This window comes from Sphingomonas sp. 35-24ZXX, assembly GCF_000786215.1.
Lineage (GTDB): Bacteria > Pseudomonadota > Alphaproteobacteria > Sphingomonadales > Sphingomonadaceae > Blastomonas.
This window is the reverse complement of sequence record NZ_JROG01000001.1, coordinates 144,766-170,892: the sequence shown is the minus strand read 5'-3', so window position 1 is coordinate 170,892 and position 26,127 is coordinate 144,766. Positions and strand designations below refer to the sequence as shown.

Sequence of the window (26,127 nt, the reverse complement as noted above, 5' to 3'; positions counted from 1 at the left end):
TGGCGGTGCACCCGGCAGGCCTTCCATCGGCCCGCCTGCGGCGCATCATCGCGTCACGACATCGCGCTTCATCGGCGCCAGCTTGGACAGAAAGCGGTTTTGCGCGGCAAAGCCGATCTTCTCTTCGACCATCGCTGCCTGAAGGTTCTCGACCAGCACGTTGAGATCATCAACCTGCAGACCGATGTCGCGGTGCGAGCTTGCCATGTCGCGCCCGGTGTAATCGCAACCGGCATTCAGGATGTAGCAGAACTGTTCGAACAGGGTGCGGCGCAACCGGACGAGGTCGTGCGCGACGAACACCTCGGAAATCCGGGGATCGGCCACCGCGAGGTCCACCATGCGGTTGACGACGCGGCGGATGCCATCCTGCCCGTGAAAGGCATCGCGCATGCCCGTGCCGGCAAAGGGCGATGCGCCTGCATTGGCGTTCGAGGCTTCATACGGGTCGACCGGCAGTTCGCCAGTCACCGGATCGCGCTGCGGTTCGGGGCGCGGCGCAGCTTCGCTGGATGCCTCTGCCTCCGGCTCGGGTGACACTGGCATCTCCTGCAATCCGGACAAGGCAAGGGCAAGAAACAGGGTGATCATGATGGCGTCCCGATCTTCAAAATGCCGCTTGCAGCGACAGAAAGGCACCGCGCTGATTGTCGGCGGTGGCGATGCTGCCAAGGTCGACATAGGCTGCGGTGACCGTGACATTGCGGGTCAACGCATAAGCGGCGAACAGATCGAACCAGTCGTCCTCGCGCGCAATTGCCAAATTGTCGGGCTTGGTGCGATATTCCCCGCCAACGACGAAGCGGCGCGAGACCTGATAGGCCAGCGATCCTTCGAACTGCGGCTTGTGATCATTGTCGGTCGCGCTACCAAAGCCCAGCAGCCCGTTCTGGTTAGCCTTGGTGAACCGAACCGTCGCGTTGGCCAGCACGCTGTGCGAAAGGAACAGCTTGGTCGCGCTGATGTAGAAGTCGGTTCCGTGCGGCGAGGCTCCGCCGACTGCGGCGACCACGGCATCGTCGCTCGACCGTTTGTGCTGCACGCCAACCGCGATCTGCGGCATCAGGCTGTCGCCATACACGACATCGCCCGCGAGCCTGACCTTCGCGCCGAAGACATCCTGGTTGAGCGTGTAGCCGCGCCCGAGCCCCAGCGCCGCGCCGATATCGATGGTGTCGAGATTCTGCCGGGCATAGCTCAGTTCCACCCGGTCGAAGAAGCCGACCGAGACACCGTAGCTGGTCCAGTTGTAGTCGGGCAGTTCGATTACCGTCCCGTGGGCCGATCCGCCGATGCCTTCCTGCGTGGCGTTGCCGGCGATCGTGCTCCAGGTGGCAAGGCCGCCACCACCGGACCCTTCGATGGTGCTGACTCCGTTGGTCAGCAAAAGCTTGCCGCCATTGCGCAGATCCTGCGCCTGGGCAGCGGTGAAAGCGGACAGTCCGAAGGCGAAAAGGCACGCAGCGCGCACAGGGAAAGACAGAGCAGGCATGCCTGCGGACCTAAATACAATATCCTAAACAACGGTTAACCATAAGCCGCGCAGCAGGCCCACAGACGTCCGCGCGATGGCGTCTGCGACAGCCGGTCGGATCAGGCTTTCCTTAACCAGTTTGTACTATTGGCCGTGCTATGCCGCACATTCGCTCTTCTGCCCTCCTCCCCTTTTCTGCTCTCATTGGCGCGCTGTTGGTGATCCCCACATCGCAAGCGGCCGGGCCTGCCACCCTGACCGTCACGGTCAAGCAAGCCAACGGGATGCCGGTCAGGGATACGGTCGTGATGGTCTACCCCAAGGCAGGGGGCGCATCCGGGCCGATCCGTTTCGGCTGGAAGAACGAGATGGCGCAGTCGAACATCGCCTTCACGCCGGGCACGCTGATCGTCCCGGCGGGCTCTGCGGTGCGCTTCCCCAATCTCGATAAGGTGCGCCACAGCATCTACAGTTTCTCCAAGGCCGCCAAGGTCGACATCCAGCTTTACGGGCGCGACGAAACCCGCACGCACACCTTCAGCGTGCCTGGCAGCGTGTCGCTGGGCTGCAAGATCCACGATCAGATGCGCGGCTATATCCGCGTGGTCGACACGCCTTATGCCGCCAAGACCGACCAGAACGGGCAGGTGAAGATCGCGCAATTGCCAGGCGGCGCTGCCACCGTCCGGCTGTGGCATCCGGCCCTGCGCACCCGCACCGGCGAGCACGAGGAAGCCGTGACCCTGGCGGCAGGCCAGGCGGTCGCGCGTTCGATCACGGTCGCGCTGCGGCCGGTCAAGTAAGCTGCCATGATCACCGCCGCATTGCCCCGCCGACGCCGCTTCCGTTCGCTCTCGACGCGCATCACCTTATGGTATGCCGTGGTGATAGCGCTCACTTTCAGCGCATTCATCGTCGTCGCGACCGGCGGTGTCGAGCGTTATGCCGAAGGCGTTGCGACCAGCGAGATGGCCGCCAATGGCGCCACGTTCGACAAGATCCTCGAACTGCAAGCGGTCCAGATGCGGACCTCTGCCGATGTGCTGGCTGCGGATTTCGGTTTTCGCGAAGCGTTTGCGGCTGGCGACGAGCCCACCATCGCCAGCGCGCTGGACAGCCTGCGCCAGCGCGCCGACGCACCGCTTGCCATCATGATCCCATTGCAGGGCGACATCATCAGCACGGGCACCACTTTGCTGCCGGCCGAACATGACGCCTTGTGGAGCGCAGTCGACTCGGGCGTCGACCGCGGCGTCTTCCAAGTCGGCGGACGATTCTACAACGCGGCTGCCGCTCCGATCCTGATACCGGACCTGGCAGGCTGGCTGGTGCTGGCGCGGCCGATGGACCGCGCGGCATTGCGCGAAATGGCCAAGCTGGCCCCCGAAGGCATGTCTGCCAGCATCCGCGCCAGCGGCACGCTGACAAACGGAGTCAGCCTGGCTCAGGCAAGCGGGAAATACCCGGTTGCGGTCGAAGTGGACGGTGAGCCGACGCTGTACTGGTCCCGCCGTCTGCCCTCGTTCGATCAGCAGATCCGGCCGCGGCTGGTGCTGCGCTATGCGCTGGGGCCGGCGCTGGACCAATATGCGCCGATCAAGTTTCTGCTGCTGGCGCTGAGTGGCCTGGGGCTGCTGGTATCGACCGCGATCGGCGCGTTCGTCGCCCGCGGCATCACCCGGCCAATCGCCGCGCTCGAGCAGGCGGCCCGCGCCATCAGCGAAGGTTCGCGCGACAAGGTGGTGGTGACCTCGCAGGACGAAGTCGGGCGGCTGGCCGAAAGCTTCAACTCCATGGTCGATTCGATCAAGGACCGCGAAGAGCGGATCACGCATATCGCGCTGCATGACGAACTCACCGGCCTTCCCAATCGCAAGCTGTTTGCCGAACAGCTGGAATTCGCGCTCGCCCGCCGCGCCCGGGACGAACGCATCATGGTGATGTATTTCGACCTCGACAACTTCAAGGCTGTCAACGACACCCAGGGCCATCCGGTCGGGGATGCGTTGCTGAAAGCCGTGGCCGACCGGCTGCGCGCCACCATGGGCGGCGCCCTGATCAGCCGACAGGGGGGAGACGAGTTCGCGATCCTGATCGACCAGATCGAACCGGGCGCCAATCTCGCCCTGCTGGCGGACAAGGTCAGCGCGGTCTTCAGCAAGCCCTTCCCGTTGACCGGACTCACCATCGAGACCAGTTCCAGTATCGGCATTGCGGTGGCGCCGGGCGATGGCGATTGCCCGGACGACCTGATCAAGAATGCCGACCTGGCGCTGTACCGGGCCAAGAACGAAGGCCGCAACTGCTCGTGCTTCTTCGAGCAGACGATGGATCTGGAGGCGCGCAAGCGTCATCAGATGGAGCTCGACATGCGCGAGGCGGTGCGTGAGGGGCAGTTCCATCTCAACTATCAGCCGCTGTTCAGTCTCGAGAAGAACCGCATCATCGGCTTTGAAGCACTGATCCGCTGGCAGCACCCTCTTCGGGGCATGATCTCCCCGGCGGAGTTCATTCCGCTGGCCGAGGATACCGGGATGATCGTGCCGATCAGCGAATGGGTGATGAACGAGGCCTGCCAGCGCGCACGCCACTGGCCCGACGACGTGCGCATCGCTGTCAACCTCTCGCCCGTCCTGTTCAAGAATGCCGGTCTGCCGCTGATGGTGATGCAGGCACTCGATGCGGCGGGCCTGGCACCCAACCGGCTCGAGCTGGAGGTGACCGAATCGCTGTTCATCGACAATGTCGAACGCACCACGACGATGCTCAATGCGCTGCGCGACTGCGGCATTCGCATCGCGCTGGATGACTTCGGCACGGGCTACAGCTCGCTCAACTATCTGCGCTCTTTCCCGTTCGACAAGATCAAGATCGACAAGAGCTTCGTCAACGACCTGGCCTCGGATCACAGCGCGCGCGCGATCATCGGCGCGATCACAACATTGGCGGGCGCGCTGGGCATGGAAACGATCGCCGAAGGGGTCGAGGACAGCGATCAGCTCGAGGCGCTCCGCTCACAGGGTTGCACCAATATCCAGGGCTATTTCTTCAGCCGTCCGGTCGCCATCGACCATGTCGATGCGATGATCGCAACCATGCGCTACGCCCGCAAGGATGCAGCCGCAGAGCCCGCATTCGACATCGCCAGCAAGGTCGCTTGAAAGCGCCTACGCTTGGCGACACTTCGCTGACCATGGCGCCGGCCTCCAGCACAACGCCCTGAAGCCCCGTCCATGCACGCCGGGGCGCGTCCGGCGCAGCAAGCTCGCTTGCATCGCCTCTTGGCGTCTGTCATTCCGTTCCGATGATATCGCTATCATCGATTCGTATTCATGCCGATGACGGCGTGGGCGTGGCCTTGCGTGATCTGCCAGCCGGTGAAACGGCGCTTGGCGTGCCATTGGGCGTCACCATTCCCCGCGGCCACAAGTTTGCGCTCAGGGCGCATCGGCCGGGTGAGGTCGTCATCAAGTACGGCCAACCGATCGGCGTGGCGACCGGCGCTATTGCGCCGGGGGATCATGTGCACAGCCACAATCTGGTCACCGCGCTCGCTGGCGAGCTGGTCTATGCCCCCGGCGCCGCCACGCTTGCAGCCGCCAAGGCAGTCGATCAGCCGCAATGGCAGGGCTATCGTCGCGCGGATGGACGAGTTGCCACCCGCAACGAAATCTGGATCCTGCCCACCGTCGGGTGCGTCGCGATCACCGCCGAACAGATCGCGCGGGAGGCCACCGCCCGCCATGCCGGGCGCGTCGACGGAGTTCATGCCTTTACCCACCCGCATGGCTGTTCGCAGCTGGGCGATGATCTCACCGGAACGCGCGCGACGCTGGCGGGGCTGGCGGCGAACCCCAATGCGGCGGGCGTGCTGCTGATCGGGCTGGGATGCGAATCCAACCAGCTCGACGCGCTGCTCGCCAGCATCCCCGAAGCTGCGCGCGCCAAGGTGCGGACGCTGACCTCGCAGGCGGTGGGCGACGAACACGCCGTTGCAGCCGGGCTGATCGATGAGCTGGTCGAACAGGCCACCAGCGCCCGGCGCGAGCCCTGCCCGCTGTCGGCGCTCACCGTCGGCCTGAAATGCGGCGGATCGGACGGGCTTTCCGGGCTGACCGCCAACCCCCTTCTCGGCCGCTTCGCCGACCGGCTGGCTGCGGCTGGCGGAACGCCGGTGCTCACCGAAATTCCCGAAATCTTCGGCGCGGAACAGGCACTGCTGGCGCGCGCCGTGGACCGCCAGACCTTTGAAGCGGGCGCAGCACTGGTCAATCGCTTCAAGCGCTATTTTCTCGATCAGGGCCAGCCGGTGTCGGAAAACCCCTCTCCAGGCAACATCGCCGGCGGCATCACGACGCTGGAGGAAAAGTCGCTGGGTGCCGTGCAAAAGGCCGGGCAGGCCCCGCTCACCCATGTCGTCGATTATGGCGACCCTGCCCCGCTGGGTGGCCTCGCCCTGCTCGAAGCCCCGGGCAATGACGCGGTATCTTCGACCGCGCTGGCCGCTTCAGGATGCACGATGATCCTGTTCACCACCGGACGGGGAACGCCGCTTGGCTTTCCGGTGCCGACGGTCAAGATCGCCTCCAACGCTGCGCTGGCATCCGGCAAACCGCATTGGGTGGACTTCGACGCCTCCATCGCGCTGGAAGACAGGGCCACCGCCGATGACCGGTTCCTCGATACCCTGCTCGCCATCGCCAGTGGCGCGCAGACCGCTGCCGAAAGACAGGGACAGCGGACGATTTCCATCTGGAAGCGCGGTGTGACACTTTAAGGCTTGTGAAACCGCCTGACCCATGCTCATGTTAGCGCAAACATAAATGGGGGATGCGATGACAGAAGCCGCAGGGCAGATAGCCAAGCCGTCCGGCAGGGTCCGCTGGATCGTCGTCGCGCTGCTCTTCACCGCGACCGCCATCAACTATATCGATCGGCAGATGATCGGCGTGCTCAAGCCGACGCTCAGCGCCGAGCTCGGCTGGAGCGAAGGCGACTTCGCGATGATCGTGTTCTGGTTCCAGCTGGCCTATGCCATCGGCTATATCAGCTTCGGCCGCATCGTGGATGTGCTGGGCGCACGGCTGGGTTACACCGTGGCGATCGCCATCTGGACCGTCAGCCACATGGCGCATGGCCTCGCCAGCGGGCTGATCAGCTTTGCGATCGCGCGCTTCGGCCTGGGTCTGGGCGAATCCGGCAACTTCCCTTCGGGCATCAAGGCAGTAACCGAGTGGTTTCCGCAGCGCGAGCGGGCCTTTGCGATCGGCCTGTTCAATGCGGGGGCCAATGTCGGCGCGATCATCACGCCGCTGCTCATTCCGTTGCTGGTGCTGTGGTTCGATTGGCGCGCAGCCTTCTACATCACCGGCATCTTCGGCGTTTTGTGGCTGATTGCCTGGCTGCGCCTGTACCGTCAGCCCGAACTGCACCCCCGTCTGAGCAGCGAGGAACTGAACTGGATCCGTCAGGACCCGGCCGATACGGGCGCTGCCATTCCCTGGTCGCGCCTGCTGTTCAAGCGCGAGACCTGGGCGTTCGCGCTTGGCCGACTGCTCATCGACCCCATCTGGTGGTTCTTCCTGTTCTGGCTGCCGGGCTATATGTTCGATCGCTACAATCTCGACCTGAAGACCTTCGGCCTGCCGCTTGCGGCGATCTATCTGATTTCCGATTTCGGCAGCATCGCCGGGGGATGGTTGTCGTCGCGCCTGATCCGGGCAGGGTTTACCGCCAATGTTGCGCGCAAGATGACGATGCTGCTGTGCGCGGTGTGCGTGCTGCCGATCTGGTTTGCCCAGTCGATCGACAATGTCTGGGCTGCAGTCCTGGTCATCGGCCTTGCGACTGCAGCCCATCAGGCGTTTTCCGCCAATCTCTTCACCCTGCCATCCGACATGTTTCCGCGCGGCGCGGTCGCATCAGTGATCGGCATCGGTGGCACCATGGGAGCGCTGGGCGGCATGGGGATGTCGCTGTTCACCGGCTATATCCTCGACACCACCAACAGCTACCAGCTGCTCTTCGCGATCTGCGCCAGCGCCTATATCGCAGCGTTGGTCGTCATCCATTTGCTCAGCCCCCGGCTGGCGCGGGTCGCCCCATGAGCCGGTGCCACACCAACCCGCTCGCACCGGCGCCGATGCTGGCGGCAATCAGCGCTATCCGCCGGTGGAATCCGGCGCACTCCCTTCCCGCCCCCGGCCTCGGGCCTGGATGCGGGCGCAGATTTGACAACGGGCGGGACCAACCTGCTTTCGATAGGACGTTACTGGAGAGTTTGAAGGCATGAACAGACAGCCCAAGCGGCCATTCCGGTCGCGCGAGTGGTTCGCAGCGCCGGGCCGCAGCGACATGGCCGCGCTCTATCTCGAGCGATTCATGAATTATGGCCTGACCCCTGCCGAGTTGATGTCGGGCAAGCCGATCATCGGCATCGCGCAATCCGGCTCGGACCTCTCGCCGTGCAACCGCATCCATCTCGACCTGGCGCGCCGGGTGCGCGAGGGCATCCGCGATGCGGGCGGCATTCCGATGGAGTTTCCGCTCCACCCGATTTTCGAGAACTGCCGCCGCCCCACCGCTGCGCTCGACCGCAATCTGGCCTATCTCGGGCTGGTCGAGATCCTCAACGGCTATCCCATCGACGCGGTGGTGCTGACCACCGGCTGCGACAAGACCACACCGGCGCAGGTCATGGCAGCCTCGACCGTCGACATTCCGGCGATCGTGCTTTCGGGCGGACCGATGCTCGATGGCTGGCACGAAGGCGAACTGGTGGGATCGGGCACCGTGATCTGGCGCAGCCGCCGCAAGCTGGCGGCGGGCGAGATCGACGAGGCCGAGTTCCTGGCGCGGGCCACCGACAGCGCCCCGTCTGCCGGGCATTGCAACACGATGGGCACCGCCTCGACGATGAACGCGGTGGCCGAAGCTCTGGGCCTGTCGCTGCCCGGCTGTGCCGCCATCCCGGCCCCCTATCGCGAGCGCGGCCAGATCGCCTATGAGACCGGACGCCGTGCGGTCGAGATTGCCTATGAGGATCTGCGCCCCTCGCAGATCCTGACCCAGGCCGCCTTCCGCAACGCCATCGCCACCGTGACCGCCATCGGCGGATCGTCCAATGCGCAGCCGCATATCGTCGCGATGGCGCGCCATGCCGGCATCGAGGTCACGCCGCAGGACTGGATGCAGGCCTATGAGCTCCCGCTGATCGTCGACATGCAGCCCGCAGGTCGCTTTCTGGGCGAGCATTTCCACCGCGCCGGCGGCGTCCCCGCCGTATTGTGCGAACTGCTGGCGGCCGGTGTGATCGACGGCGAGGCGATGACCATCACCGGGCAGACCATGGCTGCCAACCTTACGGGGCGCGAAAGCCGCAACCGCGAGGTGATCCGCGCCTATGATACGCCGCTGATGGAGCGCGCGGGCTTTCTGGTGCTGCGCGGCAATCTGTTCGATTTCGCCATCATGAAGACCAGTGTCATCGGCGAGGACTTCCGCAACCGCTATCTCTCGCGCCCCGGTGCGGAGAACATCTTCGAAGGCCGGGCGATCGTGTTCGACGGGTCGGACGACTATCACCATCGCATCAACGATCCCGCGCTCGCGATCGACGCCGATTGCGTGCTGGTGATCCGCGGCGCGGGCGTGATCGGCTGGCCGGGATCCGCCGAAGTCGTCAACATGCAGCCGCCCGATGCGCTGATCCAGCAGGGCATCATGAGCCTTCCGACACTCGGCGACGGTCGGCAATCGGGCACGTCCGACAGCCCTTCGATCCTCAACGCCTCGCCCGAGAGTGCGGCAGGCGGCGGGCTGTCGTGGTTGCAGACCGGCGACGTGATCCGGGTCGATCTCAACACCGGGCGCTGCGACGCGCTGGTCGACGCGGCCGAGATCGCCCGGCGCCAGCGGGACAATCCGGCCCCGCCGGTTCCAGCCAGCAACACACCCTGGGAAGAGCTGTACCGCGAAAAGACCGGGCAGCTGGCCGAAGGCGGCGTGCTGGAAATGGCCATCAAGTATCGCGGTACGTCGCACAAGACACCAAGGCACAACCACTGACATGCAGACAGCGCCCTTCAGACCCTCGATCAACGCGATGCTGGCAGGTGCCTGCATCCTTGCCAGCATCAGCCCTGCTCTCGCCGCAGAGCTCGACCCCGCCTTTGCATCCCACGCGGTGATCCAGCGCGACAGGCCGATCCCGGTGAGCGGCACTGCCGACCCCGGGGAAACCGTGACGGTCGAGATCGGCGCGCATGTCGGCACGGCGGTGGCAGGCCGCGATGGCCGCTTCCGCATCGTGCTGCCGGCAATGGCGGCGGGTGGCCCCTATCGCATCACGGTGGCTGCGCGCAGCGGCGCCAGTGTCGCCGAAGACGTGCTGATCGGCGATGTGTTCCTGTGCTCGGGCCAGTCCAACATGGAAATGACGATCGCGGAATCGCAGGACAGCCGCACCCAGATCGCCAACTCTGCCGACGATGGCATCCGAATGATGACCGTGCCGCGCCAGACTGCGCTCGACCCGCGCGTCACGTTCGAAAAGCCACCCCGGTGGGATGTGGCCAGCCCCCAGACGGCGGGCGCATTTTCCGCCGCGTGCTTCTACATGCTCAAGGATCTGCGCCGGACGGTCGATGTTCCGCTGGGCGCGATCCACAGCAGCTGGGGCGGAACCCGAATCAGCAGCTGGATGTCCGATGAAGCGCTCGGCCAGACCGGAGCTGCGGCAGACGTGCAACTGCGCCAGCTCCGCGCCAGGGACCCCACCAGCGCCCAGCGCGGCTTCGGCACGCGGTGGGAGGGCTGGTGGCGCGCGGCGCACAAGGATGCGCCGTGGATGCCCGATGCAAAGCGCGACTGGCGACCGGTTCCGAAGATCGGATATTGGGAGGACTGGGGCGATCCGGAGCTGGTCGAGTACAACGGCTTCATGTGGCTACGCCGCGAGCTGGTGCTCTCTGCGGCCCAGGTTGCGCAGGGCGCGACACTCGATCTGGGCCTTCTCGACGATCAGGACGTGGTCTGGATCAACGGCCGTCCGGTGGGCGGCGGTGGCAGCATCTCGACCCCGCGACGCTATGCGCTGCCCAAGGGATCGCTGAACGCGGGGCGCAATGTCATCACCGTAAATGTCAACGATCTGTGGGGCAAGGGCGGGATGGCAGGACCCGCCGATAGCATGGCTTTGACCTTGCGCGATGGCCAGCGCCTGCCGCTCGGCGAGGGCTGGTCCTATTCGCCCGACCGGCGCCGCGCGCCCGGCATGCCGCGCCCGCCCTGGGACGATACCGCAGGGTCCGGCAATCTCTACGCTGCGATGATCGCGCCATTGGGCAGCCCCGCGCTGAAGGGGGTCGCCTGGTATCAGGGCGAATCCGACACTGCGCTCCCCGGCTATGCTGACCGTCTGAGCGCGATGATCGCGGCATGGCGCGTCCAGTTCGACACGCCGGATCTGCCATTCGCGATCGTCAGCCTGGCGGGCTTCGGCACGCCGGCGGCCACGCCCAATGCCAGCGGATGGGCCGATGTCCGCAACGACCAGCGCAAGGTCGCCGCGAACGATCCGAGGGTCGGCCTCGCGCTCACCCTCGATATCGGCGATCCGTTCGATGTCCACCCGGGCGAAAAGCGCGAACTGGGCCGGCGGCTTGCCCGCACGATGCGCGCGATTGCCTATGGCGGCACGGAGTCTGCGTCAGGGCCGTCGGTACGGTCCGTCACGCGCGGCGAAAACGCGGTGGTCGTGACCTTCGACGGCGTGACAGGGTCGCTGGTGGCACGCGGCAGCCGCGAGGCGATCGGCTTCGAGCTGTGCGGCACGGATCAGGCCAGCTGCCGGTTCGTACCGGGCGTCATTCGGGGCAACCAGGTGACCCTGCCCCAGGATGGCGCCGCCGCGACACGCGTGCGCTATGCCTGGGCCGACGCACCGACCATCAACCTGTTCGATGGTGCGGGACTGCCCGCCGGTCCGTTCGAGCTGCCGATCCCCTGAGCGGTCAGTCGATGCGCAGATCGTCGTGCCCGCGCAGGGAACACCAAGCATCGCAATACCATGACCATCGCCGATCCGCACGCTGTACCGAAGGATCCGATGCGGGTGGCGCACCGGTGTCCTGGCTGCGACCCGAGGACCAATGCGCCACCCTGTCTGCGGCCTGAGACAGCTTGCTCAAGCCATGGCGCCAGAAAACCGCGTCCAATCTAAAACCGCAATATTGTTTCCGACCTATTTCCCATTTTGGAACTAAAACGCGCCGAAGCGAGACGAAAAAACAGCAGCTTTCTAAACTTCAATTATAGCGATTATTGCAGTTACCGCTCCCCCGGCCGACGGTCAGAAAAATCGGCGCAGGGGGAAGATTGCTTCGGGCCTTTGCGATCGGGTTCGCTATAGATGGCTGCCTCATGCACATCGTGTCCCTTTAGGCCCGTCCCGTGGCATCCCAGACCGGCCAGCGCATCCTGCTGCTGCTCAACGCGAAATCGCGGGAAGGCCTCGCGGCGCTGGGGCCTGTCTCCGCCCGGTTCGAAGCCGGCGGTTTTGATGTCCTTGTCGAGCCCTTCGAGAACCTGCCCGAAATCGCGCGCGATATCACCCGCCTCCACCAGTCCGCCGACGCGATCGTGGTGTGCGGAGGCGATGGGTCGATCTCGTCGGCAGCGCCTGCGGTGATCGAAAGCGGACTGCCGCTCGGCATCATTCCCGCCGGGACCGCGAATGATCTGGCGCGGACGCTGTCCATCCCGCTCGATTTTGCAGCGGCGGCCGATGTCATCATGGCTGGCCACCGGCGGCAGATCGATGTCGGGATGGTCAATGGCCATGCCTTTTTCAATGTGGCGAGCATCGGGCTCAGCAGCGAGCTGGCCCAGAAGCTTGATCCGGCAATCAAGAAGCGCTTCGGCAGGCTGGGCTATGCCGTTGCCGCGCTGCGCATCCTGACCACCGCCAAGCTGTTTGGTGCGCGGATCGTCGAAAAGGGCCGAACGACACGGGTCAAGACCTACCAGATCGCCATCGGCAATGGTCGGCTGTACGGCGGGGGCAATATCGTCGAGCAGAATGCTGCAATCGATGACGGCGCGCTGGACCTCTACAGCCTGGAAATGCGCAACATGTGGAAGCTCGCCCTGATGGTCCGCGCTTTCAGGAGCGGCACGCATGGCGCATGGAAGGAAGTCCGCACCGCGCGGTGCGTCGAATTCGATATCGAGACTCGCCGTCCGATGCCAATCAACACCGATGGCGAGATCGTCACCGCCACGCCCGCGCATTTTCGGGTGATGCCCGGTGCGATTTCGGTCTATGCGCCGCCCGATAGAGGCCCCCCTGGCGGAAGGCCCAAGCTGTATCACGGCTGACGCCAGAGGCCGCTGAACAGAGGGTTGGGAAACCGCAACGCTCTGCGCAGCCTGGCCCCACCGCCGGAAGATGCAACAACACAGGACATGTCATGACCAGCAAACGAACGACAGAGGCGCTCGGTCTCGATTTCGGCACGACCAACACCGTCGCATCGCTGGCGACGCCGGATGGCACCGCGCAGCTGGTTCATCTCGGAAGCGGGGCGACGGCCAGCGCCGTGTTCCGCTCTGCCCTGTGCTTCTGGGAGGACGAGCGGGCATGGCAGGGTGTCGCGCATGAGGCCGGGCCCTGGGCGATCGAGGAATATCTGCAGTCGCCGCTGGATTGTCGGTTCATCCAGTCGTTCAAGAGCGTGGCCGCCAGCCCCATGTTCGAACGGGCGATGATCTACAACCGCCCCTACCGGTTCGAAGAGCTGGGCGGCATCTTCCTCAAGCACCTGATCTCGCATGCCAATGGCGTGCTGGACGCACCGCCTGCCCGCGTCATTGTCGGCCGCCCGGTCGAATATGCCGGGGCCAGAGCGGACGCTCAACTGGCCCGGCAGCGCTACGACCTGATGTTCGAGGCGCTGGGCACCGAAATTCTCTATGTCTATGAACCGCTGGGCGCGGCGCACAGCTATGCGACGAGGCTCGACCAGCCTGCCACGATCCTGGTGGCTGATTTCGGCGGCGGCACAACCGACTTTTCGGTGGTCACCATTGCCGAGCCCGGCGCGCCGCGCCGCTGCGTCCCGCTGGCATCGGCGGGGATTGCGATCGCAGGCGATCAGTTTGACTATCGGATTGTCGATCATCTGGTTCTGCCGCTGCTCGGAAAAGGCAGCCAGTACCGGTCGTTCGGCAAGATTCTCGACATCCCCGGCGGGCATTTCTCGGACTTTGGCAACTGGTCGCGGCTCGCGATGATGCGCAATCGCCGCACGCTCGACGAGCTGCGGCGGCTGCAGCGCGATGCCCTATCCCCGGACCAGATCGGTCGCATGATCGCGCTGATCGAGAACGAGCAGGGATTTGCGCTGTACGACGCAGTCGGAACGCTGAAGCGCGCGCTTTCGCAGGCCGAGACGGCAAGCTTTGCCTTCTCCGGGGGCGGTGTCGAGATCGAAGCCGAGGTCGAGCGCCATCAGTTCGAACAGTGGATCGCAGCCGATCTGCTGCGCATCGAAGCCGCGATGGACAAGGCGCTGGCGCAGGCAGGCGTAGCGCCGGGCGCCATCGACCGCGTGTTTCTGACCGGCGGTTCGTCGCTGATCCCCGCGATCCGGGCCGTGTTCGAGCGCCGTTTTGGGGCAGACCGCATCGCCACGGGCGACGAGCTGACGTCGATTGCCCATGGACTTGCCCTCATCGGAATGGACGATGATCCGGGCCAGTGGGCGGATTGACGATGGCTGCCTGCGCCTGTCGAATGGTCGTCTGCTGAAGTCCCGAACCAAGCCGGCTCAGCGCCACCTGGGTCCGGCGACCGCCAGCCCCCGCGCCTCGAGCTGATCGAGCACGCCCTGTTTCTCGGCCAGCACCCCCAGCGGCACGACCGCGAGAGTCACCCCTTCGCTCGCCGCCGCCTCGGCGATCAGTCGCGTCCATTGGTCCCGGATTTCGCCGCCCAGGTCCTCATCGGCCCATGGCCAGCAGGTGTTGAGCGCGATCTCGAGCGGATTGGCCATCACCGCCGGGATATCGAACCGGCGCCAGGCATTGCCGCGGGCCTCGATGACGGCGGGGCCCGCCTCGGTCGCGGTCATCGCCGCTTCCAGACAGCCGATGTGGCTGGCGGGCGCGGCCGCTGCCAGATTGTCCAGCAGGTCTTCGCCGCGAAACCGCTCGGGCCGGACGATGGCGATGTCGGCGCGCGCGGCGGCCTTTTGCACGATATCGGTGGCATCATCGGTGGTGGCATCGTCGAAGTCGAGCCGCCGCGCCAGCAGGTCGAACGCGGACATCAGAAAACTGGCCCGATCATAATCGGCCTTGTACCGGGTCTCCAGCGCAGCCAGCCGCGCGCGCTGTTCCACCGTCAGATAGCTCGCCGCCACCTTCTTGTCGGGCAGTTTGGTGAAGCTGCCGCCGCGAAAGATCAGTCGCAGGACATCGCCGGGCGAGAATTTCGGCGCGGCACGCAGGATCACTCGGCGCGCTTCGCCGGTGGCATCGCGCAACCGCTCCGGCTCCCACGGCGTGCTTTTGGGGACCGCGCGGATTTCACCCACCAGCAGCACGGTTCCGGTCGGCGTATCGATCGTCCACATCGGTGCGCCCGACCGCTTGGCACTGACCACGATTTCATTTTCCGGCGGCGGCACCTGTGCATGTGCGGGGGCGGATGCGGCAGGCATCAGCAGGCTTGCCGCCAAGGACAGAAGCACCGTCTTCATCGCCCTGCCCGCCCGTCAACCGGTGATGGGTTGCCCGGCGAGTGCGTCACGGGCGCAGTGGCGGCCGCCTGTTCGGCGAGGCGCGCGGCATAAAGCCCCATCCGGTTTCGCACCGGGGCATCATTGCCCACATTTGCCGGCAGACCAAGGTCCGGCAGCCTCTCGCGCGCGGCCACGCTGCCGCCAGCAGGATCGGCGGCGATCGCAGCGAGAATGGCGGCACGCCTGTCGGCGGGCAGGCGCGTGTTCAGCTCGTCCGCGACCAGCCCCGCCAGGTGGGATTGCAGCGGCTCGGTATCATACAGATCGGCCACCGCAGCGATCAGCAACAGGTTCCGTGCCCGCTGGACAAGGTCCGGATCGGCAGCGGCGGGCCAGGTTTCGATCTGGCGGCGAACGCGGGCGAGCGCGCTGGCGGTTGCAGCATCGGGCGGCGTGGTCGCCATCGGCGCAATCGCCCCGGCGGGCGCCGCCGCCAGAGCAAGATCGGCGCGTGGCATCGGCGGACCGGGGTGGTTCCAGACCCATGCGGACAGGGCAAGCCACGCGGTGAACATCAGGGCATAGGGCCAGCGGCGCGGCCAGAGACTGGCCACCAGCAGCGTGACGCCCGCCGTGCCGGCGAGCGCGACGAGCGCCGAGCCGGCCGCGCGCGTCCCCGTGCCTGTCAACGCGGTCTGGATCGCCACGCTGGACCATTGCGCGGGCAACAGCACCAGCAGCCAGTCCGGCAACGCCCCCGGCATGGCCGAGGCTGTCAGCAGCATCGCCGCCTCCCCGCCCACGACGAACACCGCGATCCACCAGCCCTTGTCGGCCGCACTGCGGGCAAACAGCTTGCCCCGCGCGGCAAAGCTGATGCTGGACACGATCATTGCCAGACCGGTGGAAAACGGATGCGGCAAGGGCGGCATGCCAAGCCCGCGGGCAAGCAGCAGAAGCCCGGCGCCGGCGAGCAGGGCCAGCAGCACCCCGAGCCAGAAGCGCCCGGCGACCGCGGCGGCGATCATGCCGACACCCATCAGGCCAACCGCGAGGATCGGACCGCCCACCAATGTCAGCGGTGCAGGTGCGGGAGTGTCTGCCAGCAACGTCATCGCCAGCGCGGGCGCTGCGACCCCGGCCAGCACCACGGTCGGCCACGCCAGATAAGGCAAGGCCAAAGGCTGAGAGTGCGACAGGGGCTTCATGCGATGGACACTGGTGGAACCGCCAGCGCTTGTCGAGCAGGAACGATCGCTAGCGCCCGCCACGGGACCGAAGGCGGCCCCGCCCGTTCAGGCGCTTTCACGCAACCGTGGACAGGCAAAGCTCGAACGTGCTGCCCTCTCCCGGCGCGCTGTGTTTCAGGCGAATGGTACCGCCATGCAGTTCGACCAGCTGCTTGACCAGCGCCAGACCGATCCCCAGCCCGTCCTGCTTGATTGTGCCGTCGACATCGACCTGTTCGAAGATCCCGAAGATCCGCCCCTGCTGCTCGGGCGCGATGCCGATGCCATTGTCGCTGACCTCGATCCGGACCCCATCGCCCTCGACCCGCGCGATGACGCGGATTTCCCCCGACGCGGGGGTGTATTTCGCGGCATTGCTGACCAGGTTGCCGATGATCTGCGCCATGCGGGCGTGGTCGGCATGCAGAAACACCGGTTCTTCAGGCAGTTGCAGGTGCAGCTGATGCCCGGCCTCGTCGATCGCGGGGCGCGATGTCTCGACCGCAAAGGCCAGCACGTCGTTCAGGGCCAGCCGATCGCGCTGCAGCGAGATCTTGCCCTGCTCGATCCGCGAGATATCGAGCAGATCCTCCACCAGCCGGGTCATGTGCGTCAGATAGCGCGCCATCGAGGTGCGGATTTCGCCCTCCACGCTCTGTCCCTTGCGCCGCTCGAGCATGATCAGCCCGGCATTCAGTGCCATGATGGGGTTGCGCAGCTCGTGCCCGAGCACCGCCAGAAAACGGTTCTTCTGAAGATCGGCCTGCTTGAGCGATTCGGTCAGCGCGGCAAGTTCGTCGCGCTGCGCTGCCAGTTGCCGGCGCTGGTTATAGAGCTCCAGAAACACCCGCGCCTTCGACCGCAGGATATCGGCCTCGATCGGCTTCTGGATGAAGTCGACCGCGCCGGCCTCATAGCCCTTGAACCGCCGCGTGCCATCGCCTGCGCCAGCGGTGACGAAGATGATCGGGATATGGCGCGATCGTTCGCTGTTGCGCATGAACTCGGCCAGCTCGAAGCCGTCCATGCCCGGCATCTGCACGTCAAGAAAGGCCAGCGCATAGTCCTTGACCAGCAGCAGCTCGAGAGCCTCTTCGCCGCTGCGCGCGGTGTCGCAGCTCAACCCTTCGCGGCGCAGCAGCGCATTCAGGGCAATCAGGTTTTCCTCGAGATCGTCGACCAGCAGGATGCGGCCCGGATCATCAGCCATTGCCATCACGCTGCCTCCTGCCGCAAGTGAACGACGATCTCGTCGATGCTCAGTGACCGTGCTTGCGGGCAGGCTTCGAGCGCGGCGAGCGGCATGGTGGGCATTTCGGCCGTGCTGGGGTCCTGGACGATGGTCGTGCCACCTGCGGCACCGATCGCGCGGAGACCCCGGGCACCATCATGGTTGGCGCCGGTGAGGATGATCGCCGTCACGTCCTGCCCCAGTGCATCGGCAGCGGTCTCGAACAGCACATCGATGGCAGGGCGCGAAAAGTTGACCGGCTCGTCGGATGACAGGGCAATCGACAGGTCCTTCTCGATCAGCATATGATAGCCGGGAGGCGCGAAATAGACCGTTCCGTGCTGGAGCATTTCCTTGTCCTCGGCCTCTTTGACTTCCAGCAGGCATCGGGCCCGCAGCAAGTCGACCAGCGGGTTGTCGGCTCGCTGCGGCACGTGCAGCACGATCAGGATCGGGCAAGCGAATTCCGGCGGCAAGGCGGTCAGTATCCACGACAGCGCCTGAACCCCGCCCGCAGACGCGCCGATGACCACCGCCCTGGTCATGCCCCGGTCCGTTGGTAGATTTTTTCTTCGCGCACGAATTCGCCAAAGGCGTCGGCATGCGCCGAAAACCGCAGGCTCTCCTTCGACCCCAGCCCCAGAAAACCCCGGCGCGCGAGCGAATCGCGGAACAGTCCGACGGCGCGATCCTGCAATTCGCGGTCGAAATAGATCAGCACATTGCGGCAGGAGATCAGGTGCATCTCGCCGAAGGCCGCGTCGGTGACCAGGCTGTGGTCGGAAAACACGACCTGGCTGCACAGCGCCTTGTCGAACACCGCGCGCCCGTAATTGGCAGTGTAATAATCGGACAGCGAAGAACGCCCACCCGATTGCTGATGGTTTTCGGTGAACAGCCGGATCCGGTCGAGCGAGTACACCCCGGCCTGCGCGGCCTTGAGTGCGGACGGATTGATGTCGGTGGCGTAGAACAGCGTCTTCTTGGCCAGCCCCTCCTCGTGAAACAGGATGGCGAGCGAATACAGCTCTTCGCCATGGCTGCAGCCGGCGACCCACACCTTGAGCGAGGGATAGGTATGCAGATGCGGGATGACCTTCTCGCGCAAGGCCCGGAAATAGGAAGGATCGCGAAACATCTCGCTGACCTGAACAGTCAGGAAATCGAGCAGCCGGGGCAGCAACGTCGCATCGCGCAGCACCGCAGCCTGGATTTCCGAGATGCTCTCATAGCCCAGCTGCGCGCGCGCCTGCACCAGCCGGCGCTTGATCGAGGCGCGGGCATAATGCCGGAAATCATAGTGATAATGCTGGTACAACGCCTCCAGCAGCAGCTGGATTTCGATGTCCTCGATCGAGCTGGGCACTAGCGCGGCATCCATACCCGCACCAGCGACAGCAGCTTGTCCACGTCGATGGGCTTGGCCATATAATCGTTGGCTCCCGCATCGAGGCAGTTCTGCTGGTCATCCGGCATGGCCTTGGCGGTGAGCATGATGACCGGCAGCTTGGCCCATTTCGGGTTGCTGCGCATCGTGCGGACTGCGGTCAGCCCGTCCATCACCGGCATCATCACATCCATCAGCACCAGGTCGATCGGTTGATCGGCCCCGTCGGCGCTTGCCTCCAGCATATCGAGGGCCTCCTGGCCGTTGCGCGCGATCTTGGCGATCACGCCGCGCGGTTCCAGAACGCTGGTAAGCGAATAAACGTTCCGCACGTCATCCTCGACAATGAGCACGCGCCGCCCTTCCAGCGCGGCATCGCGATGCCGTGCCTTTTCGAGCATCCGGCGTTGCTCGGGCGGCATTTCGGCAACCACCTGGTGGAGGAAGAGCGACACTTCGTCGAGCAGCCGTTCGGGCGACTTTGCCCCCTTGATGATGATCGAGCTGGAATAGCGGCGCAGGCGCTGCTCTTCCTCGGACGTCAGATCGCGCCCAGTGTAGATGATCACCGGCGGATAGGCGCGGTCGGTATCCTGGCTGAGCTCCTCCAGCAGCGAAAAGCCCGAGGCATCGGGAAGCGCCAGATCGAGCACCATGCAATCGAACGGTTCGCTGCGCAGCAGCTCGAGGCACCGCGCCACGGTTCCCACGCCCACGGTTTCGACATCCTGCGACTTGAGCAGTTCCGACACCGCATCGCGCTGGACCTCGTTGTCCTCGACGATGAGCACTCGCCGCATCGAGGATGCAAGCTTCTGCTGCAGCCCGGCCAGCACCTCGGCGAGCCGCTCGCGCTGCACCGGCTTTTCCAGATAGCCGATGGCGCCCAGCGCCAGCGCGGTCTGGCTCTGGTCGGCACCCGAGATCACGTGAATCGGGATGTGCCGGGTTTCGTCCTGGTGCTTGAGATGATCGAGCACGGTCAGCCCCGACTGGTCGGGCAGGCCAATATCAAGCACGATCGCGCTGGGCTTGTAGTCGCGCGCGACGTCGATCGCCTCCTGCGCGGTCCCTGCGACGATGCACTGGAAGCCCATTTCGTGCGAAAGGTCGCAGACAATCGATGCAAAGGTCGGATCGTCCTCGATCACCAGCAACAGCCGTTTGCCGGTGTCGAGCGCATTGCGATCGTCTTCGATACCCGCAGGTCGCGGCCTGGCTGCCGGGCGGGGCCTGGCCGGTTGCGGGCTGGCGACCGGTGTCTGCGGCGCGGCACGCGCCTGTTCGCGCACGGGCACCCTGGAAGGATCGTAGACCGCAGGGATGGTGAGCATGAACCGGCTGCCTGCGCCGACCTCGCTGTCCACGGTGATCGCACCGCCCAGCAGCCGGGCCAGTTCGCGCGAGATAGACAGGCCCAGACCCGTCCCGCCATAGCGCCGGCTGATCGAGCCATCGGCCTGCTGGAACGCGTCGAAGATGCTGTCCTGCTGTTCCTTCGTGATGCCGATGCCGGTATCGGCGACCGTCAGCGTCACGGTGTCGTCGTCCGCCGATGCCACGGTCAGGCGCACGCTGCCCCGCTCGGTGAACTTGAGCGCATTCGACATCAGGTTCTTGAGGATTTGTTCCAGGCGCATGCGATCGGAAACCAGGGTGCGCGGGCAATCGGCGGAGAGCTCCAGCGCCAGTGTCAGCCCCCGCTCGTCGGCAATCGGCTGGAACACCTTCTGCAGATCGCCCAGCAGCCGGTCGACCGGCACCGACGCCGGCTGGATTTCGATATGCCCCGCCTCGATCTTGGAAAGATCGAGAATGTCGTTGATGAGATTGAGCAGATCGTTGCCCGACGACTGGATCGTCTGCGCAAACCGGACCTGCTCGGCCGACAGATTGCCATCGGGATTGTCACCCAGCAATTTGGACAGGATCAGCAGCGAGTTGAGCGGGGTGCGCAGTTCGTGGCTCATGTTGGCCAGGAAGTCGGTCTTGTACTGGCTGGCCTGTTCCAGCTCGCGCGCCTTGAGCTGCAAGGTGGCGCTGGCGCGCTCCAGCTCGTCGCGCTGGGTTTCGAGAGTCTGCGCCTGCTCTTCCAGCTGACTGTTGGTCTGTTCGAGTTCGACCTGCTGCAGTTCGAGCCGCGCCTGCGATTCGCGCAGCGCCGTCCCCTGCTCTTCGAGCTCCTCGTTCGAAACCCGCAGCTCTTCGGACTGCGCCTGAAGCTCGCTGGCCTGATGCTGGGTCTCCTCCAGCGCATCCTGCAGGCGTTCGCGGAACCTTGCCGAGCGCAATGCGATGCCGATGGCGCCGGACGCCTCGTCGAGCAGTTCGAGCACCACGGGATCGACGGGATCGAAAAAGCCGAGCTCGATCACCGCGTTGACGGTATCGTCGGCCTTGGCCGGGGCGATCACCAGATGGCGCGGCGCCGAGCGCCCGAGCGATGATCCGACCGTGAGATAGCCCGGCGGGACATCGTTGAGGACCATGATGCGACCATCGACCGCGACCTGGCCCATCAATCCCTCGTTGAGCGCAAACTGGCTGGGGATATCCGCATCGCCGGGCACGCCCAGCACGCTGGCGCGCCGGAAGCTGCCGCCCTCACCCTTGAACAGCGCGCCCGCCGGACTGCCCGTCCGCTCGTGCAGGAAGGCGAGGATGGCTGCGGCGAGTTCGGAAATGGTCCTGTCGCCCATCATCGCCTTGGCAAGATCAGCCTGCGCCGCCTGCAGCCACTGCTGGCGCTCGCGGCTGCGCGTGTTGCGCATGAACAGGATGAAGATCGCGATGGTCAGACCAATGCCGCTGAGGCTGGTGATGACGGCACTCACGACTGCCGCCTGCGAGGCGGCGGCCATCGCCGCAAGGCGGGTCTGGCGGATTCGCTGTTCTTCGCGGGTCATGCGGGCGACCTGATCGCGAATGGCATCCATGACATTCTTGCCGCGATCGGTGTTGAGTGCAGCCACTGCGGCCTCGACACCGCCGGTCCGTCGCACCTCGATCACCTCGGCCATGATCCGCATTCTGGCCATCACGCGGTTTTGCAGCGTGGAAAAGGTCTCCTGTTGCACCGGGTTGGCGCGGGTCAGGCGCTCGAGCTTGCGCAGCTCGTCGTCGGCCCGCGCGACACCTTCGGCATAAGGTTCAAGATAGACGTCCCGCCCGGTGAGCAGATAGCCGCGCTGCCCGGTTTCGGCATCGAGCATCGCGGACAGCACATCGTCGAGCGTGGTGAGAACGGCGTGGGTGCGCCGGATCTCGCGTTCGCTGGTACGCACATTGGCGATGTTGAGATAAGCGATGGCGGCGCTGATCACGAAAAAGGCGATGCCAACGGCCAGCCCCACGACTGCCCATCTGCCCGCAAGGCTTTGTGCATGCGACGTTCCGCTGGCTTTTTTCACGCTGTCTCTTTTCGCTATCGGCAAGGCCCCCTGCTTAGCGAAGGGCATCGTCAAAGCACAAGGACCCATTGTCCGCCATCGCAGGCACAGCTAGGCGACCTGGCAGGCCAGCAACCCGCCATGGCCCAGAACGATCACGATTACACCACGCCTTGCGGATCCTGCGGAGACGTAGTCAAAGGCGTTTTTTACGGAACGGTCTTGCACGATCCCGACATGCGGGCAGCGAGAATGATCTTGGGGCCTGCAACCTGCGCGCGCGCCTGCTCCAGCGCGGGTTCGGCATAGCCTTGCATCCCGTCTTCGCCGCCGGCGCTGGCGACCAGCGCGGACCGCCATGCGGCAATGCGGCCGTCGAGCATTTTCACCGTATAGTCTTCCGGAAAGGTTTCGCGCCCGTTTTGCGCGATACGCTCTCGAATGGCGACCCAGGTTGCCCAGCATTGGGCGAATTCGCCCGTGGTGACAGGGCTGGTGGTCGATTGCTCGCCCGCCTTGACATGGCTGGCCAGGTCAAGGCCCTCGGTGGCCACCACCCCTTTGGCGCGCGCCGTGCACAGCGCCGAGCCGGGGTTGATCCGGCAGATATTGTCCAGCCGTTCCTTGTCGGACATCGGCTGGGCAGCGACCGGCGAGGACTGAAACGCGCATATGACGCCAAGCGCGACAAGGGCAACGGGGGCATTGATCCGGTGTGTCATGGGTTCATCCTGATGGTGGAAAGGGTGAGGTTTCAGTCGGGCAGGCACACGCGGTCGCGGCCGGCGGCCGCCGCAGCGCAGTTCTCTCTGCGTTGCCGCTTCCAGGTTTCCATCGCCTGGTCGGCCAGCGAAGGTCCGGAAGGCGCAGCCGGCCGGGAGACGGCGCGACCGGTGGAGCGCGCGGACTGGCGTGCGAAGATCATGTCGGCCTCGGCCAGCTTTTCGGCCGCTCCGTCATAATTCTGCGCCGCGGATTTCTGCAGCCAATAGCGCGCCTGCTGGATGTCGAACGGCACCCCGTCGCCAGACCCATAAGCGATGCCCAGCATGTACTGCGCCATCGGCTCGCCGCGTTCTGCAGCATAGGCATAGAATTGCGCGGCCCTGGCCCGGTCTTGGGGCACCCCTTCGCCGATGGCATATTGCACGCCAAGGCTGGTGGCCGCCCAGACCGATCCGCCCTCCATGGCGCGCGCGTACCAGCGCGCCGCCTCGGCATAGTTCACGGGCACCCCCCAGCCCTTGTAGTAGATATGCGCGACATTTTCCTGCGCGGTCACATGGCCCTGATCGGCTGCCAACCGCATCCAGCGCAGATAGGCGGCAGGGTTCTTGGGCGGGTTGGTGTCCTCGGGCATATGCAGCAGGCCGACACGAAACTGCGCCTGGGCATTCCCCGCTCCTGCGGCTTTCAGCATGAAGTCGGCGCTTTTATCGGGATCGAGCGGCAGGCCCTGGCCGGTTCTGTAAGCCTGGGCGACTGCATAGAGATCGCAAGCATCGGTGCTCGTCAGGTTGAGCGGAGCGCCCGCCGGGCATTGCGGGGGACCGGGGACCTCACGCAGCATGAATGGCTGCGAACCTGCAGGCGGCGATGCGACCGGCGTGGCCGCGGGCACCGGCACGGAGGCAGCCTGCCGATGGGGCTCGGGGCATCGCTGGAACCGCTCGACATCCAGCGCCCAGCCGATGTCCTCGCTGGTCACCGACTGGCCGCTGGCAAGATCGGACAGGATCCTGCCATAGCGGGTGCAATCGATCGGCTGGGCCGCCGCATCGACCGAAATCAGGCTCGATGCAGCAACGGCCGCAAGAATCACGGTCGCAATCCTGATCGTCATACCGGTCAGCATCCGCCGAACAGTTTGCCCATCGCTGCCTCCTTCTGGTTCCAAGCGGTCTGATGGGCATTGCAAAGCAGAAGACGACCGATCGCCACACCCCGATTGGGGGGGATAGGCCGATGGGGGGACAGGTGCTGCAGATCGATCAGCTATCGGTCCTGCCGGCGCCGCCGATGCAGGAGAAAATTCGAAGCCGGAGGACATGGCTGAAGCGGACAAGCGATGAAAAACAAAGGCCTGGAGCGAGCTCTGGAGGTTCCGTCAAAGGAGGGGTTGGAGCGGGTAGAGGGAATCGAATTCCGCTTGTATAGCTCTCAAAAATAACGATATTTTTAAAGATCAGCAAAACAGGTCCATCAATCGTGCCCCCAAAATTTTTTTGTGAACGGGTTCGGTTCCAAAGCGTGGAATCCAACTCTACCGAAGCGCGATTCGTGTGACATTTTTTGACCCGCAGGTCCTCGAATTGAAAGCTATTGCGCACCAAAGCCGTGGTCTCTGTTTGGCTACACAGCCAGTCCAAAGCTGAGCCGGCGATCCAACTGGTAGATACCGAGCAATAAAGTTTAGGATAAGGGCGTTCCAGCAGGTAATCTTTGAATTTCAGCTCTCGACCCAGACCTGGACGTCCAGAATACTACGTTTGAATGTCTGAAGCCGCTGAAAGCAGCCAATCTTAGTCGCCTGCGCTACCTCGTTTGATTTGGCATTGTGAAACACAGGGTCGTTGGAAGGAATACCGACGATCTGTTCCCGTGCATCCATGCCGGACGATCTAGCCAATAGGTGCATCGGTCCATCGCGGGTTTGGTTTGGACCAGCAGGAGGCGACCAACTAAGCCCGTTGTAAGCGAAAAGACTGCGCGATGTCGCAGATGTAGAGGAGCTTGCAATGGATCCTGTAGCAATGGCACGCCGGCTTGGCGAAGGGCTGCTGTCATTTCCCGTCACGCCGTTTGCCGCAGATGGCAACATCGATTTCTCCGCGTTCCAGGATCATTGCAACTGGATGCTTCAGCATGACCTCTCCGGGCTGTTTGCCGCCGGCGGCACGGGCGAGTTTTTCTCGCTTACGCCGGAAGAGACTGTCGATGTGGTTCGTGCGGCTGGCGAAGTGCGCAAGGATGACGTGCCGGTTATTTCAGGTTGCGGTTATGGCACAGCCATTGCCACGCAGATTGCGCGCGGGGCGGAAAAGGCGGGGGCTGATGGCCTGCTGCTGCTGCCGCCCTACCTTGTGGGCTCGACCCAGGAAGGCCTTGCTGCCCATGTCGAGGCGGTGTGCCGCTCAACCGGGATGGGCGTGATCGTTTATAACCGCGACAATGCCATCCTTGAGGATGACACTCTGGCCCGGCTTTGCGAACGCAACGCCAATCTGGTTGGGTTCAAGGACGGCGTTGGTGACATCGAACTGATGCAGCGCGTCTATAACCGCATGGGTGACCGGTTGACCTACATCGGCGGACTTCCGACAGCGGAAACTTATGCCACGCCGTATCTGACAATGGGCGTGACGACCTATTCATCAGCCATCTTCAACTTCATGCCGGAATGGGCGCTGGCGTTTTATAATGCGGTGCGCACGGGCGATCACGCCTTCGTCCAATCGCAACTGCGCGATTTCGTGCTGCCCTATATTGGTTTGCGCAATCGCAGCCGGGGCTATGCTGTGTCCATCGTCAAGGCCGGGTGCCGGATTGTCGGGCGCGCGGTTGGGCCCGTGCGCGCACCATTGACCGATTTGACCGAGGCCGAACATGTTGAACTGCGCGGATTGATCAAGCGCGTTTCAAGCAAGGCACTCGCCGAAGTGAGTTGAAACA

General features: G+C 64.7%; 19 protein-coding genes. 9 read left to right on the top strand and 10 right to left on the bottom strand.

Annotated features, from left to right (window positions below; genetic code table 11):
* Positions 1-45 precede the first annotated feature (45 nt).
* On the bottom strand, positions 46-591 hold the full coding sequence (locus LI72_RS00745) for a group I truncated hemoglobin (RefSeq protein ID WP_033923976.1): 546 nt from the start codon (positions 589-591) through the stop codon (positions 46-48).
* 16 nt (positions 592-607) lie between these two features.
* Entirely contained in the window at positions 608-1,492 is an 885-nt protein-coding gene (locus LI72_RS00740; RefSeq protein ID WP_052129366.1) for a DUF3034 family protein, read from the bottom strand.
* A 200-nt stretch (positions 1,493-1,692) separates the two neighbouring features.
* Between LI72_RS00740 and LI72_RS00735 the strand changes: the two genes are divergently transcribed.
* From LI72_RS00735 to LI72_RS00700, 8 genes are all read left to right on the top strand, one after another.
* A complete protein-coding gene (locus tag LI72_RS00735) occupies positions 1,693-2,277 on the top strand; it encodes a methylamine utilization protein (protein WP_231562318.1) in 585 nt (194 codons plus the stop codon).
* A 6-nt stretch (positions 2,278-2,283) separates the two neighbouring features.
* Positions 2,284-4,635 (top strand): putative bifunctional diguanylate cyclase/phosphodiesterase, encoded by a 2,352-nt coding sequence (locus tag LI72_RS00730; RefSeq protein WP_052129364.1) that lies wholly within the window; start codon positions 2,284-2,286, stop codon positions 4,633-4,635.
* A gap of 143 nt (positions 4,636-4,778) precedes the next feature.
* Positions 4,779-6,251 (top strand): UxaA family hydrolase, encoded by a 1,473-nt coding sequence (locus LI72_RS00725; RefSeq protein WP_033923974.1) that lies wholly within the window; start codon positions 4,779-4,781, stop codon positions 6,249-6,251.
* A gap of 58 nt (positions 6,252-6,309) precedes the next feature.
* The gene (locus tag LI72_RS00720; protein WP_033924286.1) at positions 6,310-7,581 is read left to right on the top strand and encodes an MFS transporter; all 1,272 of its coding nucleotides are present in this window, start codon (positions 6,310-6,312) and stop codon (positions 7,579-7,581) included.
* Positions 7,582-7,762: 181 nt separating this feature from the next.
* Entirely contained in the window at positions 7,763-9,541 is a 1,779-nt protein-coding gene (locus LI72_RS00715; RefSeq protein ID WP_033923973.1) for an IlvD/Edd family dehydratase, read from the top strand.
* 1 nt (position 9,542) lies between these two features.
* Positions 9,543-11,483 carry a sialate O-acetylesterase gene (locus LI72_RS00710; RefSeq protein WP_231562317.1) on the top strand — a complete coding sequence of 647 codons (1,941 nt, stop codon included), beginning with the start codon at positions 9,543-9,545 and terminating at the stop codon, positions 11,481-11,483.
* Positions 11,484-11,926: 443 nt separating this feature from the next.
* Positions 11,927-12,853 (top strand): lipid kinase, encoded by a 927-nt coding sequence (locus LI72_RS00705; protein ID WP_052129363.1) that lies wholly within the window; start codon positions 11,927-11,929, stop codon positions 12,851-12,853.
* 92 nt (positions 12,854-12,945) lie between these two features.
* Positions 12,946-14,247, top strand: a complete 1,302-nt coding sequence (locus LI72_RS00700) for an Hsp70 family protein (RefSeq protein WP_033923972.1) — start codon at positions 12,946-12,948, stop codon at positions 14,245-14,247.
* 57 nt (positions 14,248-14,304) lie between these two features.
* Here the strand turns inward: LI72_RS00700 and LI72_RS00695 are convergent, their stop codons facing one another.
* The 8 genes from LI72_RS00695 to LI72_RS18810 all read right to left on the bottom strand — a co-directional run bounded on the left by LI72_RS00695 (position 14,305) and on the right by LI72_RS18810 (position 24,277).
* Positions 14,305-15,237: a TraB/GumN family protein gene (locus tag LI72_RS00695; RefSeq protein ID WP_033923971.1), complete on the bottom strand. Its 933-nt coding sequence runs from the start codon at positions 15,235-15,237 to the stop codon at positions 14,305-14,307.
* The gene (locus LI72_RS18815) at positions 15,234-16,427 is read right to left on the bottom strand and encodes a hypothetical protein (RefSeq protein WP_231562316.1); all 1,194 of its coding nucleotides are present in this window, start codon (positions 16,425-16,427) and stop codon (positions 15,234-15,236) included. Before LI72_RS18815 ends, LI72_RS00695 begins: the two co-directional genes overlap by 4 nt.
* A gap of 97 nt (positions 16,428-16,524) precedes the next feature.
* The gene (locus LI72_RS00685) at positions 16,525-17,664 is read right to left on the bottom strand and encodes a hybrid sensor histidine kinase/response regulator (protein ID WP_033923970.1); all 1,140 of its coding nucleotides are present in this window, start codon (positions 17,662-17,664) and stop codon (positions 16,525-16,527) included.
* Positions 17,664-18,224: a chemotaxis protein CheB gene (locus LI72_RS00680; RefSeq protein ID WP_033923969.1), complete on the bottom strand. Its 561-nt coding sequence runs from the start codon at positions 18,222-18,224 to the stop codon at positions 17,664-17,666. The genes LI72_RS00685 and LI72_RS00680 overlap by 1 nt, the downstream gene beginning before the upstream one ends.
* Positions 18,221-19,060 carry a CheR family methyltransferase gene (locus LI72_RS00675; protein ID WP_033923968.1) on the bottom strand — a complete coding sequence of 280 codons (840 nt, stop codon included), beginning with the start codon at positions 19,058-19,060 and terminating at the stop codon, positions 18,221-18,223. Before LI72_RS00675 ends, LI72_RS00680 begins: the two co-directional genes overlap by 4 nt.
* The gene (locus tag LI72_RS00670) at positions 19,045-22,419 is read right to left on the bottom strand and encodes a response regulator (RefSeq protein ID WP_033923967.1); all 3,375 of its coding nucleotides are present in this window, start codon (positions 22,417-22,419) and stop codon (positions 19,045-19,047) included. The genes LI72_RS00675 and LI72_RS00670 overlap by 16 nt, the downstream gene beginning before the upstream one ends.
* 245 nt (positions 22,420-22,664) lie before the next feature.
* Complete coding sequence (locus LI72_RS00665) at positions 22,665-23,177, bottom strand: hypothetical protein (RefSeq protein ID WP_033923966.1); 513 nt, start codon at positions 23,175-23,177, stop codon at positions 22,665-22,667.
* Between the two features lie 32 nt (positions 23,178-23,209).
* Positions 23,210-24,277 (bottom strand): tetratricopeptide repeat protein, encoded by a 1,068-nt coding sequence (locus LI72_RS18810; RefSeq protein ID WP_197051751.1) that lies wholly within the window; start codon positions 24,275-24,277, stop codon positions 23,210-23,212.
* A gap of 916 nt (positions 24,278-25,193) precedes the next feature.
* Here LI72_RS18810 and kdgD point away from each other — a divergent pair.
* Positions 25,194-26,123, top strand: coding sequence for a 5-dehydro-4-deoxyglucarate dehydratase (kdgD, locus tag LI72_RS00655; RefSeq protein ID WP_033923965.1), 930 nt, complete (start codon positions 25,194-25,196; stop codon positions 26,121-26,123).
* Positions 26,124-26,127: the final 4 nt, after the last annotated feature.

Excerpts from the sequence above, each read along its gene's own strand:
- LI72_RS00745 (WP_033923976.1), bottom strand. The coding sequence starts at position 591 with ATGATCACCCTGTTTCTTGCCCTTGCCTTGTCCGGATTGCAGGAGATG.
- LI72_RS00740 (WP_052129366.1), bottom strand. The coding sequence starts at position 1,492 with ATGCCTGCTCTGTCTTTCCCTGTGCGCGCTGCGTGCCTTTTCGCCTTC.
- LI72_RS00730 (WP_052129364.1), top strand. The coding sequence starts at position 2,284 with ATGATCACCGCCGCATTGCCCCGCCGACGCCGCTTCCGTTCGCTCTCG.
- LI72_RS00725 (WP_033923974.1), top strand. The coding sequence starts at position 4,779 with ATGATATCGCTATCATCGATTCGTATTCATGCCGATGACGGCGTGGGC.
- LI72_RS00720 (WP_033924286.1), top strand. The coding sequence starts at position 6,310 with ATGACAGAAGCCGCAGGGCAGATAGCCAAGCCGTCCGGCAGGGTCCGC.
- LI72_RS00715 (WP_033923973.1), top strand. The coding sequence starts at position 7,763 with ATGAACAGACAGCCCAAGCGGCCATTCCGGTCGCGCGAGTGGTTCGCA.
- LI72_RS00710 (WP_231562317.1), top strand. The coding sequence starts at position 9,543 with ATGCAGACAGCGCCCTTCAGACCCTCGATCAACGCGATGCTGGCAGGT.
- LI72_RS00700 (WP_033923972.1), top strand. The coding sequence starts at position 12,946 with ATGACCAGCAAACGAACGACAGAGGCGCTCGGTCTCGATTTCGGCACG.
- LI72_RS00695 (WP_033923971.1), bottom strand. The coding sequence starts at position 15,237 with ATGAAGACGGTGCTTCTGTCCTTGGCGGCAAGCCTGCTGATGCCTGCC.
- LI72_RS18815 (WP_231562316.1), bottom strand. The coding sequence starts at position 16,427 with ATGAAGCCCCTGTCGCACTCTCAGCCTTTGGCCTTGCCTTATCTGGCG.
- LI72_RS00685 (WP_033923970.1), bottom strand. The coding sequence starts at position 17,664 with ATGGCAATGGCTGATGATCCGGGCCGCATCCTGCTGGTCGACGATCTC.
- LI72_RS00680 (WP_033923969.1), bottom strand. The coding sequence starts at position 18,224 with ATGACCAGGGCGGTGGTCATCGGCGCGTCTGCGGGCGGGGTTCAGGCG.
- LI72_RS00675 (WP_033923968.1), bottom strand. The coding sequence starts at position 19,060 with ATGGATGCCGCGCTAGTGCCCAGCTCGATCGAGGACATCGAAATCCAG.
- LI72_RS00665 (WP_033923966.1), bottom strand. The coding sequence starts at position 23,177 with ATGACACACCGGATCAATGCCCCCGTTGCCCTTGTCGCGCTTGGCGTC.
- kdgD (WP_033923965.1), top strand. The coding sequence starts at position 25,194 with ATGGATCCTGTAGCAATGGCACGCCGGCTTGGCGAAGGGCTGCTGTCA.